General features: G+C 63.3%; 17 protein-coding genes. 7 read left to right on the top strand and 10 right to left on the bottom strand.

Annotated features, from left to right (window positions below):
* The first annotated feature begins 76 nt into the window (after window positions 1-76).
* Window positions 77-1519: an MFS transporter gene (locus AYM40_RS04260; RefSeq protein WP_082855145.1), complete on the top strand. Its 1443-nt coding sequence runs from the start codon at window positions 77-79 to the stop codon at window positions 1517-1519.
* A 45-nt stretch (window positions 1520-1564) separates the two neighbouring features.
* On the opposite strand, the gene otsA is transcribed toward AYM40_RS04260, so the two are convergent.
* The 6 genes from otsA to AYM40_RS04235 form a co-directional block, all read right to left on the bottom strand.
* Window positions 1565-2995: an alpha,alpha-trehalose-phosphate synthase (UDP-forming) gene (gene otsA, locus AYM40_RS04255; protein WP_063495136.1), complete on the bottom strand. Its 1431-nt coding sequence runs from the start codon at window positions 2993-2995 to the stop codon at window positions 1565-1567.
* Window positions 2996-3205: 210 nt separating this feature from the next.
* Window positions 3206-3418 carry a hypothetical protein gene (locus AYM40_RS04250; RefSeq protein WP_063495135.1) on the bottom strand — a complete coding sequence of 71 codons (213 nt, stop codon included), beginning with the start codon at window positions 3416-3418 and terminating at the stop codon, window positions 3206-3208.
* A 150-nt stretch (window positions 3419-3568) separates the two neighbouring features.
* The gene (locus tag AYM40_RS42200; protein WP_082854936.1) at window positions 3569-3859 is read right to left on the bottom strand and encodes a hypothetical protein; all 291 of its coding nucleotides are present in this window, start codon (window positions 3857-3859) and stop codon (window positions 3569-3571) included.
* Window positions 3860-3977: 118 nt separating this feature from the next.
* On the bottom strand, window positions 3978-5378 hold the full coding sequence (locus AYM40_RS04245) for a sigma-54-dependent transcriptional regulator (RefSeq protein ID WP_063495134.1): 1401 nt from the start codon (window positions 5376-5378) through the stop codon (window positions 3978-3980).
* A gap of 309 nt (window positions 5379-5687) precedes the next feature.
* The gene (locus AYM40_RS04240; RefSeq protein ID WP_063497832.1) at window positions 5688-5966 is read right to left on the bottom strand and encodes a hypothetical protein; all 279 of its coding nucleotides are present in this window, start codon (window positions 5964-5966) and stop codon (window positions 5688-5690) included.
* Window positions 5967-6014: 48 nt separating this feature from the next.
* A complete protein-coding gene (locus AYM40_RS04235; protein WP_063495133.1) occupies window positions 6015-6332 on the bottom strand; it encodes a DUF883 family protein in 318 nt (105 codons plus the stop codon).
* A gap of 381 nt (window positions 6333-6713) precedes the next feature.
* Between AYM40_RS04235 and AYM40_RS04230 the strand changes: the two genes are divergently transcribed.
* The 3 genes from AYM40_RS04230 to AYM40_RS04220 all read left to right on the top strand — a co-directional run bounded on the left by AYM40_RS04230 (window position 6714) and on the right by AYM40_RS04220 (window position 9263).
* The gene (locus AYM40_RS04230) at window positions 6714-7757 is read left to right on the top strand and encodes a sigma-54 interaction domain-containing protein (RefSeq protein ID WP_063495132.1); all 1044 of its coding nucleotides are present in this window, start codon (window positions 6714-6716) and stop codon (window positions 7755-7757) included.
* Between the two features lie 391 nt (window positions 7758-8148).
* A complete protein-coding gene (locus AYM40_RS04225; protein WP_063495131.1) occupies window positions 8149-8745 on the top strand; it encodes a hypothetical protein in 597 nt (198 codons plus the stop codon).
* The gene (locus AYM40_RS04220; RefSeq protein ID WP_063495130.1) at window positions 8742-9263 is read left to right on the top strand and encodes a hypothetical protein; all 522 of its coding nucleotides are present in this window, start codon (window positions 8742-8744) and stop codon (window positions 9261-9263) included. Before AYM40_RS04225 ends, AYM40_RS04220 begins: the two co-directional genes overlap by 4 nt.
* A 65-nt stretch (window positions 9264-9328) precedes the next feature.
* Here AYM40_RS04220 and AYM40_RS04215 read toward each other — a convergent pair whose 3' ends face one another.
* Complete coding sequence (locus AYM40_RS04215; protein ID WP_063495129.1) at window positions 9329-10675, bottom strand: AAA-associated domain-containing protein; 1347 nt, start codon at window positions 10673-10675, stop codon at window positions 9329-9331.
* Between the two features lie 23 nt (window positions 10676-10698).
* Window positions 10699-12450, bottom strand: a complete 1752-nt coding sequence (locus tag AYM40_RS04210; RefSeq protein WP_063495128.1) for an ABC transporter permease — start codon at window positions 12448-12450, stop codon at window positions 10699-10701.
* A 716-nt stretch (window positions 12451-13166) separates the two neighbouring features.
* On the opposite strand from AYM40_RS04210, the gene AYM40_RS04205 reads away from it, so the two are divergent.
* Window positions 13167-14777 carry a diguanylate cyclase gene (locus tag AYM40_RS04205; protein ID WP_335341182.1) on the top strand — a complete coding sequence of 537 codons (1611 nt, stop codon included), beginning with the start codon at window positions 13167-13169 and terminating at the stop codon, window positions 14775-14777.
* 158 nt (window positions 14778-14935) lie between these two features.
* A complete protein-coding gene (locus AYM40_RS04200) occupies window positions 14936-15202 on the top strand; it encodes a hypothetical protein (protein ID WP_063495126.1) in 267 nt (88 codons plus the stop codon).
* 33 nt (window positions 15203-15235) lie between these two features.
* Here AYM40_RS04200 and AYM40_RS04195 read toward each other — a convergent pair whose 3' ends face one another.
* Both AYM40_RS04195 and AYM40_RS04190 read right to left on the bottom strand, forming a co-directional pair.
* Window positions 15236-16552 carry an ATP-binding protein gene (locus AYM40_RS04195; protein WP_063495125.1) on the bottom strand — a complete coding sequence of 439 codons (1317 nt, stop codon included), beginning with the start codon at window positions 16550-16552 and terminating at the stop codon, window positions 15236-15238.
* Window positions 16536-17261 (bottom strand): response regulator, encoded by a 726-nt coding sequence (locus AYM40_RS04190; RefSeq protein WP_054035058.1) that lies wholly within the window; start codon window positions 17259-17261, stop codon window positions 16536-16538. The genes AYM40_RS04195 and AYM40_RS04190 overlap by 17 nt, the downstream gene beginning before the upstream one ends.
* A gap of 219 nt (window positions 17262-17480) precedes the next feature.
* On the opposite strand from AYM40_RS04190, the gene AYM40_RS04185 reads away from it, so the two are divergent.
* Window positions 17481-18008: a periplasmic heavy metal sensor gene (locus AYM40_RS04185; protein WP_063495124.1), complete on the top strand. Its 528-nt coding sequence runs from the start codon at window positions 17481-17483 to the stop codon at window positions 18006-18008.
* Window positions 18009-18173: the final 165 nt, after the last annotated feature.

Below are 18173 nucleotides of genomic sequence, written 5' to 3'. Positions count from 1 at the left end.
GGGCGGCACGCAGCGCGCGTGGTTCATCGCAGGTCGCAGGGTCGATGAACCGCCCCACTCCGAATCCAACAGAACGATGCACGCACAACCATTGCGCAAGGACAGTTCGATGCCGGCCGGTGCCCCCTCGGCTACCCCACTCGCCGCCGGCACGCCGCTCGCAGACAGCACCGAACAAGGCCTGCCGATTCCGCAACGCTACTGGGCGATGCTGGTTATCGCGCTCGCCCTCACGCTGGCGGTGCTCGACAGCGCGATCGCCAACGTGGCGCTGCCGACCATCGCGCGCAATCTGCATGCGAGCGCAGCCGGCTCGATCTGGGTCGTCAACGCGTACCAGCTCGCCATCACCATTTCACTGCTGCCGCTCGCGTCGCTCGGCGATCGCATCGGCTACCGGCGCATCTATCTGGCCGGGCTGATCCTGTTCACCGTGGCGTCGTTCGGTTGCGCGTTGTCCACCTCGCTGCCGACGCTCGCGCTCGCCCGCGTCGTTCAGGGCTTCGGCGCGGCGGGCATCATGAGCGTGAACACCGCGCTCGTGCGCATGATCTATCCGCCCACGCAGCTTGGGCGCGGCGTTGCAATCAACGCGATGGTCGTTGCGGTGTCATCCGCGCTCGGGCCGACGGTCGCCTCCGGCGTACTCGCCGTAGCCTCGTGGCCGTGGCTGTTCGCGATCAATGTGCCGATCGGGATCGCGGCGATTGTCGGCGGCTTCAAGGCACTGCCGATGAATCCCGGCCACGACTCTCCGTACGACTATCTGAGCGCGGTAATGAACGCGTTCGTGTTCGGCCTGCTGATCTTCGCCGTCGACGGCCTCGGTCATGGCGAGCGCTTCGGCTGGGTCGCCGCAGAAGCACTCGGCGCCGTTGTGATCGGCTACTTCTTCGTGCGCCGTCAATTGACCCAGCCCGCGCCCTTGCTGCCGATCGATTTGCTGCGGATTCCAGTGTTCGCCCTCTCGATCGGCACCTCGGTCTGTTCGTTCTGCGCGCAGATGCTGGCCTTCGTGTCGTTGCCGTTTCTGTTGCAGGACGCGCTCGGTTTCTCGCAGGTAGAGACCGGTTTGCTGATAACGCCGTGGCCGGCGGTGATCATCATCGCCGCGCCGATTGCCGGCGTGCTGTCGGACAAGGTGTCGTCAGGCTGGCTGGGCGGTGTCGGACTCGCTGCGATGACCGTGGGCCTGCTGCTGCTCGCCACCCTCGGCGCGCATCCCGAGCCCATGCAGATCGCATGGCGCATGGCGCTGTGCGGTGCGGGCTTCGGGATCTTCCAGTCGCCGAACAACCGGACCATGTTGTCCGCCGCGCCGCGTGAGCGCAGCGGCGGCGCGAGCGGCATGCTCGGCACCGCGCGCCTGACCGGACAGACGCTCGGCGCCGCGCTGGTCGCGCTGATCTTCGGCATCGCGCCGCAGCATGGGCCGACTATCGTGCTGTATGTGGCCGCGTGCTTTTCAGCGGTCGCCGCCGTGGTCAGCACGTTGCGCGTGATAAACAGTTCGACGTGACCAGCAGGCGCGGTTCTTGAAGAAACCGCGCCACCGCTGATGCGGCTACGACGACGATGCCGTCACGTCAGCGAGCTTTACCGCTTTGGCCGTCACCGACGAGGCGGTCGCGACGTTGCGCAGATCGCCCAGGAACGTATCGCGCCAGACCGACAGATTGTTCTCGCGCATCGGCGCCATCATGTCCGCATGGCGCGCTTGACGCTCGGCGAGCGGCATCGACAGTGCGCGCTCCAGCGCCTCGGCCATCTGCGACAGATCGAAGGGATTGACGACGAGCGCCCCTGGTAATTGCTCGGCCGCACCGGCAAATTGCGACAACACGAGTACGCCCGGATCGGCCGGATCCTGCGATGCAACGTACTCCTTCGCGACGAGGTTCATGCCATCGCGCAGCGGCGTCACATAGCCGACCTGCGATTGACGGAACAGCGCCATCAGCAGATTGCGCTCGTACTTGCGGTTCAGGTACTGGATCGGCGTCCAGTCGAGTTGCGCGAAACGGCCGTTGATGCGGCCGGCTTCGCCCTCCAGCGTCTGACGAATGCGCTGATACGTCTGCACATCCGCGCGCGTCGGCGGCGCGATCTGCACCAGCGATACGCGCCCGTGCCAACCCGGGGCATTCAGCAGCAGACGTTCGAAAGCCTGGAAGCGCTCCACCAGACCCTTCGAATAATCGAGCCGGTCGACGCTCATGATCAGCTTGCGCCCGCGCATGCCGTCACGCAGGCTGCGCACCGGCTTGCGGTCGGTGAACTGTTCGGCAGCCTTGGCGATTGCGTCCGGATAGATACCGATCGGGTACGCCGCCACTTTAAGGAAACGGTTGTAGGCGTGCACCATGCCGTCTTCGCTCGAGGTGCCGTGCAAGCCGCGCTCGATAAAGTCGACGAACGACTGGCGGTCCGCCTCGGTCTGGAAACCGACCACGTCGTAGCTGCACATCGCCTTGACCAATTCCTCGTGCGGCGGAATCGTGCGGAGTACTTCCGAAACCGGAAACGGGATATGCAGGAAAAAGCCGATCGGATTCTTCACGCCGAGCTCGCGCAGACAGCGCGCGAACGGCAGCAGGTGATAGTCGTGCACCCAGATGATGTCATCGGGTTTGAGCAGCTCCTTGAGCTGTTTGGCGAGCGTCGCGTTGACGCGCTGATAGCCCGCGTATTCCTGCCGGTCGTAGCGCGACAGGTCGTTGCGATAATGGAATGTCGGCCACAGTGTCGCGTTCGAAAAGCCGCGATAGTACTGGTCATAGTCGCGCTTGGTAAGGCCCACCGTCGCGTACGTCACATTGCCCTGCTTTTCGATCACCGGAGCGGACGGCTCGCTCACGGTTTCACCGCTCCAGCCGAACCAGACTCCGCCGGTTTCCTTCAATGCGTCCAGCACGCCGATCGCGAGGCCCCCTGCTGCGGGGCGGCCTTCCTGGGTCGGCGCCACACGATTCGATACCACGATCAGTCTGCTCATTGGTGCTCCACCTAGTCAGTTGTTTCGTTGCATACGGATGTGTGCCAAAGAGGTGCATGCAAATCGCGTGCCGTTTTTTGAGATGCCGGAAATAAAAATGTATGCAAATGTGACGAACGAGCAGAAACACGCGATATGGAAGCACCGCGAAGAAATTTTTTCTGCTTTGTATGACGAAACCGGGACCCGTCTTACCGGCCGTCAGAGGGCTCACGCGTCCTGTTCCGAGCCGAGATCGCGCTGGTACTCCAGACCTTCCCGACGCACGCCGCCCTGGTTGTGCTCGCCGTCTGGGGGCGCATCGGGCGCGACGCGGTTCTGCGCCGCCGGGTCCGGCGACTCTGCCGGGGCGCTCTTGCTGCTGGCAGGCCGGGAATCGCGCTTGGAGTGGCGTGCGGAACGTCGCAGTGCTGGATGTCTCATGATCGATGCCTCCGGGGAAGCCCGCCGCCATCTCGACGGCATCAATTCAGTGTAGGGGTCACGACGGTAAATTGCCGGTAAAAGATGCGCCAGCTTTGTAACAAGTACATAAATTCGCTGCGCCTGATGTGATGCAGCGCACGGAGCATGTCAGAGTTGCACGACTGACGCTCGCCACGGCGGACGCTGATTGGCTTGTGGCATAGGTGGCGCTTGCGACGACAGATGCCGCCTGGCTTGTGGCGTTTGTGTGGGCTGGGGTGGCGGATCGCCGATTGGCGGCGCAACGGGTTCGATCGGATCTGGAGTCGGACTGGGACCTGGAATCGTGTCGGGCTCGCCAGGATCCGGCGATGGCGATGGCGATGGCGGTTCGATTGGCTCGGGGCGGTGAGCGAGCTTTGGGAGGGGAAGTGCGGGAGCGGCGGCGTATTCCGGCATGTTGGTTATCCTCGATTTTGCATTCCTTTGGAACACAGCAAGGCCTATGCCGAATGAAGGCCAGCGCCGCAGACATACAGCCAACAAGCGCCGCCAAAGGCAAAAAAACCGCCTAACCTCAAACATCCGCTCCCCTCAAAGCCCGCGACTCATCAGCAACATCACCCTCATCGCGCGCATCATTGCCATACTCAACAAGACGGTTATAAAGCGTCTTCAAACTAATCCCAAGAATCTCAGCAGCCCGCGTCTTCACACCGCCACATTGCTCGAGCGTAGCCAGAATCAACTGCCGATCCGCTTCGGCAAGCGAGGTGCCAAACGGAATCGTAATCGCCGTGCCGGCGGCAGGCTTCGACAACGTGATCTGCAGCGGCACCGCTGCCGTGCTATCCGAATCCGCACCCGACATGATGTGCGCACGCTGCACATAGTTCTTCAGCTCGCGCACATTACCCGGCCACGGATATGACATCAACATGTCCTTCACTGCAGGCGGGAAATGCTTCTTCGTGCTGTGACGCTCGTTGAGCTCGTCGAGGAACGCCTGCGCGAGCAACTCGACGTCCTTACCCCGCTCGCGCAGCGGCGGCAGGCTGATCGGAAATACGTTCAGGCGGTGGTACAGGTCGAGCCGCAACTTGCCTTCCAGTACCGCCTGCTCAGGATCGCGATTGGTCGCCGCAATCAGGCGCACGTCCGTTTCGATTTCCCGGGTCGTGCCAACCCGCATGAACATGCCGGTTTCCAGCACGCGCAGCAGTTTCACCTGCAACTCGATCGGCATTTCGGTGATTTCGTCGAGGAACAGGGTGCCGCCGTTCGCGCGTTCGAAATAGCCTTTGTGCTGGCGGTCCGCGCCGGTGAACGAGCCACGCTCGTGGCCGAACATTTCCGATTCGATCAGGTTCGGCGAGATCGCGCCGCAGTTCACCGCGAGAAACGCGTGCTTGCGGCGCAAGCTGAGCTGATGCAGCGTCTGTGCGGCCACTTCCTTGCCGGTGCCCGACTCGCCCATCAGCATGACCGAGGCGGCCGTCGGTGCGACGCGGCCGATCTGGTCGTAGACCTCCTGCATGGCCGGTGAATTGCCGAGCATCAAACCGAAGCGGCCCATGCGGCGCAACTCGCCGCGCAAGGTGCCGATTTCCGCCTTCAGGTCGCCGGCGCGCGGCAAGCGCGACAGGATCGCCTTCACGCGCTGCATGTTGATCGGCTTCACCAGGTAGTCGGTGGCGCCCATCTTCAGCGCGTTGACCGCCGACTCCACCGTGGCGTGGCCAGTAATCACAATCACCTCCACGCCGGAGCGCGGATCGAGATCTTCAAACAGATCGACTCCACTGCCGTCGGGCAGCTTCAGGTCGGTAAAGACGACATCCGGCATCTGCCGGACCAGTTGAATGCGCGCTTCGCGCAAATCGCCCGCAGTGGCGGTCGTCAGACCGTCTTCCCCGATGATGGCGGAAAGCGCCTCGCGGGTACCGGCATCGTCATCGACAATCAGTACGTGTGGCATCGCGTCTCGAAAGCCCGAAAGCGTGAATGGGGGACATGCAAAGCGCATGCTGAACTGCCCGCCGGCGGCTTACCGATGCGTCGCGCGCGCCCTGACGTGAGCACACGCTAACGTTCCACGGCAGCGCCGAGCGCCTGACTTGATTCAATATCGCAACAATCAACGGCAAAATTCCCCGTAATTGCGCGACATTGTTGTCTATTTGCCTATTATACGGCTTTATCGAGATAAACTTGCAAGGGACGCCAGGCGCCGCTTCTCGAAGCGGCACGCCGGCGCAGCGGCGCACGCAAGGTCACCATTGAGCCCTCAGCTACGCGGAAACGGCCATGCGTCGCCTTCGCCGTTTGGTTGCGCCGAGCCATTTGCACCATGTGCGATGTCTGGCGCAGACGGGCCAGCACTCGCCGCGGTCACGCCGCCGGACGGCGTAGCCGGCGCCATCACCGTGCCGCCCTCGCCTTCCCAGCGGCTCAATTCACGCGCCGCCGGAGCCTGCGCGGCACGGTTTCGTTGCACGTGGCGCACGGCCAGAAAGCCGCCGAGAGCCATCAGCGCGCCGAAGATGCCAATTTTGGGTCGTCCCATCGTGAACTCCTTGTTATCGTCAAGCGGATCGGCGTCGCACACTGCGCGTTAGCGCGCGCTGAGAACGCCAAGCAGGAAGCCGGCGCCCGCGGCAATGCCGATCGAGCGCCACGGGTTGTGCCGCACATAGCGTTCGGTATTGACGGTCGCGGCCCGATAGCGGCGCTGCGCGTTCTGTTGTGCATCGCCGAGCGCGGATTGCAGCGTTTGGACATGCGCCCCCAAGCGCTCGCGCAGCGCATCGACGCCCTCGCCCGGCACGTTGGCGGCAAGCCGCAGCATCTCTTCGGAGTCCGTCAGCAGCACTCTCAGATCCTCGACCATCTTCTGCCCGCCGAGTGCGAGCTGTTGCCTGGTGTCAGTCATCATTCACTCCTGTATCTGAGTTCGGCGTTGGCATCTTGATTGCGCCTTGTTTCCGGCGCATGGCGAACGATCGGAGAACCGCATCCGCCGCCGGCGCGCTTTGAACAGCGTCGCTCAAGAGCACATTCATGTCGGAACCGCTCCGCAAACGCCGTGCCCGATATATTTGCCAGTCTCATTCGGCACCGCCACGGGCTCGGGCACTTTCGGCCAGGCGTGCGGCGGCCTATTTCGCCGACCGTCACATGAATTGCCGGAAGCGGTGTCAAAGTGGTTAAATCGAATTTTTGTGAGATAGTGACCGCACTGGTCCGTCTTGCGCCAAAGGCTTCAAACTCTGCGCGTCGCAACACCGAACCCCATTTGCACAGGACCCCGTTTATGGCGTCAATCGATCTGGACCCGGCCGCCGTCTCCGCCGCACAGACGAAGCAGCGCGTCGCGGACGGCGTCGCGGGACTGAAATCGTATGGGCTGCTGTATGGCTCGTCGCCGGTGATGCTCGATCTGTACGAACAGATCGAACGCGTCGCCGGCACCGACGCGACCGCGCTGATCATCGGCGAATCCGGCACCGGCAAGGAACTGATTGCCCGCACGATCCACGATCAAAGCAGCCGCAAGGACGCCCCGTTTGTCGCCGTGAACTGCGGCGCGATTCCCGACGAACTCATCGAAGCCGAATTGTTCGGCCACGAAAAAGGCAGCTTCACCGGTGCGGTTCAAGGCCGCGTCGGCTACTTCGAACATGCGAACGGCGGCACGCTGTTCCTCGACGAAATCACTGAAATGGCGCCGGTGCGCCAGGTCAAACTCTTGCGCGCGCTCGAGACCGGCACGTTTTTTCGCGTCGGCGGCAACGAACTGATTAGCGGCGACGTGCGCGTGATCGCGGCGACCAATCGCGACCCCGCGGTAGCGGTGAAAGAAAACGGTCTGCGCGAAGACCTGATGTACCGGCTCGCGGTTTTTCCGTTGCGCGCGCCGCCGTTGCGCGAGCGCGAGAGCGATCGCGAACTGCTCGCGCAACACTTCCTTGCCTTACTGAATCAGCAGGAAAGCACGAGCAAGAGCTTCAGCAAACGGTCGATCGAAACCCTGCGGACCTGGTCGTGGCCGGGCAACGTGCGCGAGTTGAAGAACGCGGTGTATCGCGCGTTCATTCTCGCGGAGAAAACGGTCGAGTTGCCGCATCCGCATCTCGCCTCGCGCGTGAAAAAGCCGGTGACGCAGGGCGACGCGATGAGCGTGTGGATCGGCACCCCGCTCGCCGATGCGCAAAAGCAGATCATTCTCGGCACGCTCAAGTATTGCGGCGGCGACAAGCGGCGCGCCGCCAAAGCGCTCGGCGTGAGTCTGAAAACGCTCTACAACCGCTTGAGCTTGTACGGCGACGAAGGCGCGGAAGAAGAAACCGAGCAGTAAGCCGTGCCTGGCGCTCATGCGGTTCGTTCGCGTGAGCGCGTGTTTTCTGGGTACTGGCCGTCTGCTCTTTTGCGCCCTCCTCGTGCGCTTGTTGTGCTTCCCTCTCTGCCGAAACCGCCCTTTCTGCACACCTGTCATCTCATAATTAATCCGTTCGCACCACCAATCAAATCGGCTTCCTCTCACCAGAAAGCGATTTGACTCGCATCATCTTTTGCAATTGCTTGCACTTTCCCACTGCCAATTACAAATGGCATCCTGCAAAATGCGGCAGCGCACGGTGCAACGATGAGAAAGACGTGCCTTTCGCTCACACATCATTTCACTCACGTGCTTCACATGTGTCAACGGTGCCTGAGCGAAAGGCGCTTGCAGGAGCAGAGACAGGGAAATGCAAAAAAGTAAGGTCTGGGCCGATTGGGCAAAACAAACAGCCAAAGCGTCTAAGGCAGCCAAATGCGCACGGCCGAATGCAGCGGCGCTCGCCGCATTGGCAGTGGCGATCACGTCGGCGTTAAGCGGATGCAGCTCGCTCTATTCGGAAGGCGCCACCGCCGGCGCGGGTATCGCAGGCGCCGCGCTCGCAGCCAAAGTCACCAGCAATGCGGCCGTCGCGACCGGCATCGGTCTCGGCGCAGTGGCCGCCGCGCGCGCCGGCGTGCAGTACTCGGAGCGCGTGGTCCACAAGAATACGCAGGACGGTATCGCCAAAATCGCCGGACCGCTCGACGTCGGCGCAATCGCAGCCTGGAGCGTGACCCACTCGGTGCCGATCGAAGACGACGAGCACGGCCGCGTCACCGTCAGCCGCACGATCAGCGCCGGTGCGCTCGACTGCAAGGAAATCGTCTTCTCGGTCGATCAGACCGCCACCAGGAATGTGCCGGCAAGCAGCGCGTTCTACGTCGCGTCGATCTGCCGTGACGGCGACAACTGGAAATGGGCGTCGGCCGAACCCGCTACCGAACGCTGGGGCGCGCTGCAATGAGGGCGCGGTCGCTTCCACGTCTGCGGCTCGTGCTGGCCGGTGCGATCTGCGTCGGCGCCAGTCTGCTGACGAGCGGCTGCTCGTCGGTCGGCGCGGCAAGCGGCGCCGCAGCCGGTATCGCGTCGGGCCTCGTGACTTCCAACCCGGCAGTCGGCATTGGCGTCGGTATCGCCGTGCAGGCCGCGACCGACGAAGCCGTCGGCCGCTATATGCGCACCATGCACACCGATCAGCAGAACATGATCGCCGCGCTGGCGGGTGCGATGCCGGTTGGCGAGACGCGGCCCTGGGCGGTCAAACACACGCTGCCGATCGAAAACGGCCACGGCCAGGTGCGCGTGACGCGCGCGTTCAGTTCGGCACTCGCGCTGTGCAAGGATTTCGTGTTCTCGGTTCAGGACGGCGACGGCCCGAATGCGCACGAAGACTGGTACACGGCGAGCGCGTGCCTGCAGGACAAAGGCTGGAAGTGGGCGTCGGCGGAACCGGCAGTCGAGCGCTGGGGCGCTCTGCAATAAAAAAAGCGGCAGGATCTCCCGTGCCGCTTTTTTTGCCTGAAGCGTCTGAATCGACTCGACCAGGTTTAAGACTCCACGTCTTCCAGACTGAAAATTTCCGTCTGGTCGTTGTACGAGAAGATCTCGCCATAACGGCCCCAGTTGATCACTGCGTCGAGCGTCTCTTCCGCCGCGCTGTCCGACAAGAAATCTTCCAGTTCCTGCTCGAAGCGCACGCGTGGCGCACGATGCCCCGGGCGCTCGTTCAACACCTTCTTGATCCGCGCGGCCAACGGCACATGGCGCAGCAGGTGCTCGGCGAACATCATCTTGCGTTCCTGCGTGCCGAATTCAGAGAACACGCGCGCCGGCGGCGTCAGGAAAATATCGCCTTCGCGCACGTCGGCGAAACCCAGGTGCTGCAGCACTTCGGCAACCGGGAACAGATCGTCCACCTCCAGATGCAGCGAGCGGGCGATTTCCGGCATGTCGGCGCGGCCGTGGTACGGCGCAGCGGCCAGCGTTTCGATCAGACCGGCCATCAGGTTGGTCGACACATGCGGCAGCCAGCTGCCGAGTTCGAGCCCCTTCTTGGTCGCTTCGCCGGTCTGGCGCGCGGTCATCTTTGCGTAGATCTCGTCGACCAGACGGCGGAACGCCGGATCCAGCCGGTTGCGCGGATGCTTGAACGGCACCTTGATCTCGGCGATTACGCGGCCCGGGTTCGACGACAGCACCAGAATGCGGTCGCACATGAACACCGCTTCCTCGATGTTGTGCGTGACGATCAGCACCGATTTGATCGGCATGCGGCCTTGCGTCCACAGGTCGAGCAGGTCGGTACGCAACGTTTCGGCGGTCAGCACGTCGAGTGCGGAAAACGGCTCGTCCATCAGCAGCAGCGTCGGATCGACCACCAGCGCGCGCGCAAAGCCGACGCGCTGACGCATGCCGCCCGACAATTCGCGCGGATACGCGTTTTCAAAACCGTCGAGACCGATCAGGTCGATCGCGGCCAACGCGCGCTCGCGGCGCTCGCGCGCACCCACGCCTTGCGCTTCGAGGCCCGCTTCCACGTTCTGCAGCACGGTCAGCCATGGGAACAGCGCGAAGGTCTGGAACACCATCGCGACGCCCTTCGCCGGGCCGGCGAGCGGCTTGCTCATATACGTCACTTCGCCGTCGGTCGGCTCGATCAGGCCGGCGATAATGCGCAACAGGGTCGACTTGCCGGATCCCGAACGGCCCAGCATGCCGACGATCTCGCCTTCGCGCAGCGACAGGTTCACATCGTCGAGGACGAGCAACTCACCTTGAGTCTTGTTGAACCCTCTGCACACGTCCTTGACGCACAGAATCTCCTCGCCCAGGCGCGGAGGCATCGGCGGCGTCTGGACCGGCGCGGCGGTTACGGCAGCTTTAGGATTTTGCATCGCGTTTTGCCTTAAATTTACTGTCAATCGAGCCGAAGCTTGGACTCGGCATAGGCGTACATCGGACGCCACAGCAGGCGGTTGAACAAGGTCACAAAGAGGGACATCACGGCAATGCCGAGAATGATCTTCGGAAAATCGCCCGCGGCGGTCGTCTGCGCGATGTATGAGCCCAGACCGTGTGCGACGACTTTGGTATCGCCCCACTGGACGAACTCGGCGACGATACTCGCGTTCCACGCGCCACCGGAAGCGGTAATCGCGCCCGTCACGTAGTAGGGGAAGATCCCCGGCAGCATCGCCCTGCGCCACCACTGCCAGCCGCGGATGCCGAAGTTGGTGGCCGCTTCGCGGTAGTCGTTCGGGTAGGAACTGGCGCCCGCAATCACATTGAACAGGATATACCACTGGGTGCCGAGCACGATCAGCGGCGACAGCCAGATGTCCGGGTTCAGGTGAAAGCGCACGATCACGATCACGAATACCGGGAACAGCAGGTTGGCCGGGAACGCGGCCAGAAACTGCGCGAGCGGCTGGATCTTCTCGGCGAGCGCCGGACGCAGTCCGATCAGCACGCCGAGCGGCACCCAGATCAGCGACGACATCGCAATCAGCAGCGCCACGCGCAGCAGTGTGATGAGGCCCAGCACGAGCACGTGGCCCACTTCGTCGAGCGTCACGCCGGTGCGCACGTAAGCCACGACACGATAGACCACATACACGGTAAGGAGGATCACCAGGATCCCCCACACAATGTCGCCCACGCGCGACGATTTCTCGCGCTGCGGAATCGCGAAGCGAACGCGGTCGAATGCCGGCAGACGCATCGGCACGCGTGCGGCGTTCGCGAAGATCCAGCCCATCGGCACGAGCAGGCGGTGAATCAGGCGGGTCCGGCGGATCAGGTCGAGCAGCCACGACTCCGGGGCATTGCCGGAGCTGGTCGTTTCCATACGGAACTTGTCCGCCCATGCGACGAGCGGACGGAACAGGAACTGGTCGTAGGCCAGGATCACGACCGTCATCGCCAGAATCACCCAGCCGATCGCGTGCATGTTCTTGTCGGAGATCGCCTGCGCCAGATACGCGCCGATCCCCGGCAGGGTGATCGTGTTGTTGCCCACCGTGATGGCTTCGGAGGCCACCACGAAGAACCAGCCGCCCGACATCGACATCATCATGTTCCAGATGAGGCCGGGCATCGAGAATGGCACTTCGAGCTTCCAGAAGCGCTGCCATCCCGTCAGATGGAAACCCCGCGAGACTTCATCCAGATCGCGCGGCACCGTGCGCAGCGACTGGTAGAAACTGAAGGTCATGTTCCACGCCTGGCTCGTGAAGATCGCGAAGATCGCCGCAAGCTCCGCACCCAGCACGCGCCCCGGGAACAACGCGAGGAAAAACGTGACCGTAAACGAAATGTAGCCCAGCACCGGCACCGACTGCAGGATGTCGAGAATCGGCACCAGCACGAGGCCCGCACGGCGGCTCTTCGCGGCAAGCGTGCCGTAAATCAGCGTAAAGGTCAGCGACGCCACCATCGCCGCGAGCATGCGCAGCGTCGTGCGCATTGCATATTCAGGCAGGTTCGACGGGTCGAGCGAGATGACCTGGGTCTTCAACGTCGACATCGGCGCCAGCGTCTGATGAAAGCCAATTGCAGCCATCGCGATCACGCAGATGATCAACGGGAAGGCGACGAAATCCCAGCCGTTAGGCAGCAATCGCCACGCCGAAGCATTGGCGGTGCGTTTCAGGTCGAAACTGAAGTCCATCAGGCGCGCTCCCCGCTGTTACAAGTGTTCAAATGCACAAAGGAGGCCGCGGCTTTAACGCGGCAATCTGAAGATCGGTCCGGAAAGCGGAAATCAGGCATGACAAAACGCAAGTGCGCGGTAAATCGTTAGCGTTGGAGACACGTGGACCGGCGACGGACATGGCCGTGGGCAGCCGCCCGGGACCACAACCGTCAAGCCGGGCTCCTGTCGCCGCGGGCGCCGCCCGAAGGCTGGCGGGCATTCCTTGTTTTGGACGGCACGACACTACACCATCCTATGTTTCAGGCACAACCTTTCACACCAAATAGCAGCAAATTGCAGCGTACGCCGCGGCAACGGCACGGCCAGGGAAACCCGTATAGCCATTCAGAAAGCTGACGCGCTGCCGTTAAAGACCTGATGGGCGAAGCAGATGGACTTCGCATTCCCGCAATAACGGTGGCGTCAGGCCCCATGACGGTTAAAATCAACAGACGACACGCCATGTGCGGTTATGCCGGGCCACAGCGCGGCCCACACCGAGGGCGTATCGCCAGCCGCCTCCATAGAGGCGAAACACGGGGCGAAACCGCGCCAGCGCGCAGCCACGAATGAGCTAGTTGCATGTCACAGCCAGACGGATCAGAGGGTCGATGAACAGGACAACCTTGCGCCAGGCAACCGGACCGATCAGCTTCGCGCTGATCGTGCTGGTTTGCTGGTTTGTGGCCGGCATGGTCGCGGACCGGATGGTACAGCAAGAGCTGGACGCGGCCTTGCGCACGCAGCGGCAAATGTCCACGTCGATCGTCGACAACATGGCGGAAGTGATCGCCAGCGACCTTGCGATGTCTCGGGCCATCCCCGCAACCATGGCCGAAATGGACGTGGTCCAGCACGCGCTGGTGCAATCCCAGAATTATGCCGCGAACGGCGAAGCGGCGGAACCCGCCTTGCACGCCGCGTTGTTAAAAGACCCGCAGATGCTCGCCGTCGGCAATTTCCTGCATGATGCACAAGGCTTCTCCGGGCTCGACCAGATCTGGCTCGTCAATGCGAACGGCATCTGCGTCGCATCGAGCAGCGCCATCAATAACCCGCTCGCCGCGGAACGCTCCTTCGTCGGCGTCGACATGCGCACGCGCGGCTACCTGACGAATGCCCTGCTCGGCGCGTTTTCGGAAGCCTATGGCGTCGGCCGCCTGAGCGGCGAGCCGGGCATCTTCATCGCGGCGCCGGTTTACGCCGACGGCCTGCTGGTCGGGGTGGTGGTGGCCAAGGTGGGGATCGCGCGGCTGCGCCACTGGGTCGCGCATGCCGGCACCTTCGTCGCCGACGAGAACGGCGTCATCATCATGGCGCACAAAAGCGAACTTGAAGGCCGGGCGCTGCCAAACTCGCGCATCACCCAGATGAGCGCCGACGAGCGCATGACCACCTATCGCCGCGAAATCCTCCCCGACATCCGGATTCAGGTCGACACGCAGGTGCGCGCACAGGCGCCCTGGGTGCCTGCAACCGTCGCCGGCCAGCTGTTCGGCATGAGCGCTCAGCCGGCGCCGTCGCTGTATCAGGCACGCAGCGGTCTGAATTCGGGGCTGTCGGCGCATCTGGTCGATCCGCTCGCGGCGTGGCCCGAATTGCTGCGCAATCACAAGCGCGACCATCTGCTGGTGTTTCTGACGCTGGCCGGCACGGTCGCGCTCGCGTGGGTGATCACCGTGTCGTACGTGCGCGAGCGGCGCCACCATCGCGCCACGCGCGATCTTGCAGAGCAATTGCAATCGGCCAACACCCTGCTCTCAGCCGAGGCGCGCCACGATGCGTTGACCGGCGCGCTGTCGCGGCGCTACTTCCTCGACCTGCTGCGCCACGAGATCGAACGTGCGCATGCGGGCAATGAGCCGCTGTGCATGGCGATCGCCGACCTCGACCACTTCAAGCAGATCAACGACCGCTTCGGCCACGCCGCCGGCGACCGCGCGCTCGAACATTTCGTCGACACCTGCCGGGCCGAGTTGCGCGGCACCGATGCGATCGGCCGGCTAGGCGGCGAAGAGTTCGGCCTGCTGCTGCCGGCCACGAATCTGGCGGCCGGGCGCGAAGTTGTCGAACGCTTGCGGCTGCGTCTAAAGGCGATTCCTTCGCCGAGGCTGCCGGCTTCGGTGGGCCTGAGCGTGAGCATCGGCATCACCGAACTCTCCGCCGACGATCTGCCCGAGCGCATCATGAGCCGCGCCGACATGGCGCTTTACGCCGCGAAGTCGGGCGGCCGCGACCGCACCGAAGCACTTCCGCCCGACGATACCGCGCCGCCCGCGCGGACGGTGGCCAACGCCTGGTGACGGCGCCCGAAAATCCATCCCGTCCGCTGCGCCGTCAACACCCCGACGAGCGTCGCGGCTGACGCAAAGCAAGCCCCGGCCTCGGGCGTCCTGTAATGAAGCAGGTATCATCATCCCTGACATTGAGGTTGCCGCTACCGCTTTAACGGGAGATTCGCATGAAGGGAAATCTGGTCATTGTCTGTCGCGATCAGGATGCTGACGCGTTCGACCATTTGCTGGCCGAATATGGCGCGTTCCAGACGCGCTTGTCCTCGACCGCCTGGTATCTGAAACTGGAGGTCGCGCCGGAACTGATTCAGGAAGAAATATTCGCGCGTCTCGGCAAGTACACCACACACTACATCTTCGAAGCCGAAACGGTAACGTGGAATACGGTTGATAGTGACGCGGCGAATGCGTTGAACACACTGTTTTCAGACTAGCGCAAAGATCGTCGCGCCCTTGCCCCGCTCAACCTACCAGACGCTTTCCGAGGCTGCCATGGTCCGCGGCACCACTTCGAACGGAAAGCTCATCAAGACCCGCAAGCCACGGCCGCCGTGGTTGCCGATCTCCCACTCCCCGCCCGCACGCCGCACCAGACGCTCGACGATCGCGAGCCCCAGCCCGCTATGACCGTTGCCGCCGCGCGCCGGGTCGAGCCGGACGAACGGCCGGCTGGCATTGATGAGGTCCTGCGCGGCGATACCGCTGCCGTTGTCGCCCACCGAAAGCGTGAAACCTTGCGCCGTGCGCGCCGTAGCGACGACGACCGGCGGCGCGCCGTAGGCATGTGCGTTGTCCAACAGGTTCGACAGGATCCGGTCGAGCGTCGCCGCGGGCAGCAGGAAACCCGGCCCCGCATTGAGTTCGGTCCGCACCGTGGGCGCACCGGCAGCGACCGCACGATAACTGCGGACCACACGTTCGCATTGCGCGTCCACTTCGACCGCTTCGCTGCGATCCGCGCCGTCGTGTGCGAACACCAGGAACTGTTCGACGATATGCGTCATCGAATCGACGTCGCGCACGACGCCGTCACGCATTTTCACTTCTTCCATCATTTCAGCGCGCAGCCGCAAGCGTGCCAGCGGCGTTTTCAGATCGTGCGCGACACCGGCCAGCATGACGGCCCGGTCGTTTTCCGTGCGCGCCACCTCCTGAACCATCTGGTTGAAGCCGTGCGTCAACTGCCGCAACTCGCGCGGACCGCGCTCGGGCACCGGCGGCACCGGCAAGCCACGGCCGAAGCGCGCCACCGCCTGGGCAAGCGAGCGCAACGGCTGCTGCAGCGCCCACGCGGCAAAGAGCGCCGCCATCACCGCGAACGAGAAAATGATCGCGAGCCACAGCACCGTACGGTCGAGCGAACGGGGCGTGCGCAATTGCTGCACCGGCACCACGATCCAGCTGCGATCGGCGGTGCCGCGCACCCACAGCGTGGGCGGACGGCTTGGCGGGCCGATCCGCACCTGCGTGCCGGCAGGCATGCGATCGCGCACGTCATCGGTGAAACGTTGGAGCGGCGCCGGCAGAGTGGTGCTATCCGGCGGCACGTCGGAGCTCGCCGGATCGACCAGCCTGACGCGCGACGGCAAGGGCTGATCCGGCGTGCGGGCGACGTGCTGGCGCACCGCTTCGACGAGGAAGGTGGCTTCCTCGACTGCGTAGCGCGTTTGCAGCTGGCTGCGCTCGAGCCGCATGAGCGCGTACCACGCGAAATGCGACAGCAGCAGCACCGCAATAACTAGCAGCGCCAGACGCCCGAACAGCGAATCAATGGGCCGGCGCATGCTGTTCGCCATCCGGCACGAACACGTAGCCGCGCCCGCGCACCGTTTGAATGAAGCGCGGCGTGGACGGATCGGTTTCGAGAATGCGACGCAGACGCCACACCTGGACGTCAATGCCGCGGTCGGTGCCGTCGTATTCCGGGCCATGCAGCAGTTCGAGCAGGCGCTCACGGGTGAGCGTGCGCATGGGGTGGTTGACGAAAATCTTCAGAAGCGCGAATTCGCTGCCCGACAGCGTGAGCGGCTTGTCTTCGAGATGCAGCGTGCGCGACTGGAAATCCAGCGTGAAGCGCCCGAAGTTGAACGGCTCGCGCTGTTCCGGCGCAGCCGCCGACGGCAGCGTGCGGCGCCGCCGCAGCACCGCCTGCACGCGCGCCAACAGCTCGCGCGGGTTGAACGGCTTGCCGAGATAGTCGTCTGCGCCGAGCTCCAGCCCGACGATGCGGTCGACGTCGTCAGCACGTGCGGTAAGCATGATCACAGGGATGTCGTCGCCCGACGCGCGCAGCTTGCGCAGCGCGGTCAGCCCGTCTACGCCCGGCATCATCAGATCGAGCACGATCAGATCCGGACGCTCGCGTTCGAGCCTGCGCTCGAGCGTGCCCGCGTCGTGCAGCACCGAGACTTCGATGCCCTGACGGGCCAGATAGTCGCGCAGCAGATCGCGTAATTCGACGTCGTCGTCGACAACCAGTATTTGAGTAGCCATGGGATGAAGTTTAACGCGCAGCAGGAAGGGTTTTCGATTTCAGACGGCCCGCAAGGGTTACCGGGTGTTACCGTGAAAGATGTACGTAATGACTCGTAATAGCCGCATCAAGCCACGTAACACAGCGCCGGCCGCAGTTCTCTACGCTGTGACTTACCGAATGCAGGCCGTCCACATTACCGGTTGCATCGTCGGCTATTCCATTACAGGGAGTCTTACATGTCCACCAAAAAAATGTCGCGCGTTCTCGCCGTTGCCGCCACTGCCCTCGCCATCGGTGCGGGCGCTGCCTATGCAGCCCAACCCGCCGATCACGGCGGCCCCGGCGGCTGGCATGGCCACTTCATGAAGGACCTGACGCAGCTGCATGACCAGTTGAAGCTGAACGCGGATCAGGAAAAGCAATGGCAGGCCGCACTCGACACCATGAAGCAGAACCATGAGGCCATGCGCGCCAACCATGAACAGATCAAGAACCAGATGAAGGCCGCGCAGCAGCAGCCGATCCTGGATCTGAACGCCATGGCTGCCGCGCACCAGCAAGTCGAGCAAAAAGACGCGCAACTGCGTCAGCAAACCACGGATGCGTGGCTCAAGTTCTATAACGGCTTGAACGACCAGCAAAAGACCACCGTCAGCACGGCGCTGAAGCAGCGTTTTGCGAAGATGGAAGCGCGTCACGAGAAGATGCACGAGCGCTGGGAACATCGCAAAGGCGCAGCGTCGGCGCCGGCTGCGAATCAGTAAGCGGTACCATGCAGGCGGAAGGCGGCTCGCGCGGCCGTCGTCCGAATGCAAAAACGCCACGGGAAACCTTCCGTGGCGTTTTTGTTTGCGTGCAACTCACGCTTCAGGCTGGGCACTCGTTGCGCTTGCAACCAGCAACCCTCGACCATCGGGCGATGAATGAAC

The sequence above is a fragment of the Paraburkholderia phytofirmans OLGA172 genome, assembly GCF_001634365.1.
Taxonomy (GTDB): domain Bacteria; phylum Pseudomonadota; class Gammaproteobacteria; order Burkholderiales; family Burkholderiaceae; genus Paraburkholderia.
Note: the sequence above shows the minus strand (reverse complement) of the source record. Positions and strands in the feature narration are given on the sequence as shown.

What these genes read in the sequence shown, in the direction of transcription:
- AYM40_RS04190 (WP_054035058.1), bottom strand. Translation starts at nt 17,261, where the DNA reads ATGGCTACTCAAATACTGGTTGTCGACGACGACGTCGAATTACGCGAT.
- AYM40_RS04230 (WP_063495132.1), top strand. Translation starts at nt 6,714, where the DNA reads ATGGCGTCAATCGATCTGGACCCGGCCGCCGTCTCCGCCGCACAGACG.
- AYM40_RS04215 (WP_063495129.1), bottom strand. Translation starts at nt 10,675, where the DNA reads ATGCAAAATCCTAAAGCTGCCGTAACCGCCGCGCCGGTCCAGACGCCG.
- AYM40_RS04205 (WP_335341182.1), top strand. Translation starts at nt 13,167, where the DNA reads ATGGTCGCGGACCGGATGGTACAGCAAGAGCTGGACGCGGCCTTGCGC.
- AYM40_RS04220 (WP_063495130.1), top strand. Translation starts at nt 8,742, where the DNA reads ATGAGGGCGCGGTCGCTTCCACGTCTGCGGCTCGTGCTGGCCGGTGCG.
- AYM40_RS04200 (WP_063495126.1), top strand. Translation starts at nt 14,936, where the DNA reads ATGAAGGGAAATCTGGTCATTGTCTGTCGCGATCAGGATGCTGACGCG.
- AYM40_RS04195 (WP_063495125.1), bottom strand. Translation starts at nt 16,552, where the DNA reads ATGCGCCGGCCCATTGATTCGCTGTTCGGGCGTCTGGCGCTGCTAGTT.
- AYM40_RS04225 (WP_063495131.1), top strand. Translation starts at nt 8,149, where the DNA reads ATGCAAAAAAGTAAGGTCTGGGCCGATTGGGCAAAACAAACAGCCAAA.
- otsA (WP_063495136.1), bottom strand. Translation starts at nt 2,995, where the DNA reads ATGAGCAGACTGATCGTGGTATCGAATCGTGTGGCGCCGACCCAGGAA.
- AYM40_RS42200 (WP_082854936.1), bottom strand. Translation starts at nt 3,859, where the DNA reads ATGCCGGAATACGCCGCCGCTCCCGCACTTCCCCTCCCAAAGCTCGCT.
- AYM40_RS04250 (WP_063495135.1), bottom strand. Translation starts at nt 3,418, where the DNA reads ATGAGACATCCAGCACTGCGACGTTCCGCACGCCACTCCAAGCGCGAT.
- AYM40_RS04240 (WP_063497832.1), bottom strand. Translation starts at nt 5,966, where the DNA reads ATGGGACGACCCAAAATTGGCATCTTCGGCGCGCTGATGGCTCTCGGC.
- AYM40_RS04245 (WP_063495134.1), bottom strand. Translation starts at nt 5,378, where the DNA reads ATGCCACACGTACTGATTGTCGATGACGATGCCGGTACCCGCGAGGCG.
- AYM40_RS04185 (WP_063495124.1), top strand. Translation starts at nt 17,481, where the DNA reads ATGTCCACCAAAAAAATGTCGCGCGTTCTCGCCGTTGCCGCCACTGCC.
- AYM40_RS04210 (WP_063495128.1), bottom strand. Translation starts at nt 12,450, where the DNA reads ATGGACTTCAGTTTCGACCTGAAACGCACCGCCAATGCTTCGGCGTGG.
- AYM40_RS04260 (WP_082855145.1), top strand. Translation starts at nt 77, where the DNA reads ATGCACGCACAACCATTGCGCAAGGACAGTTCGATGCCGGCCGGTGCC.
- AYM40_RS04235 (WP_063495133.1), bottom strand. Translation starts at nt 6,332, where the DNA reads ATGACTGACACCAGGCAACAGCTCGCACTCGGCGGGCAGAAGATGGTC.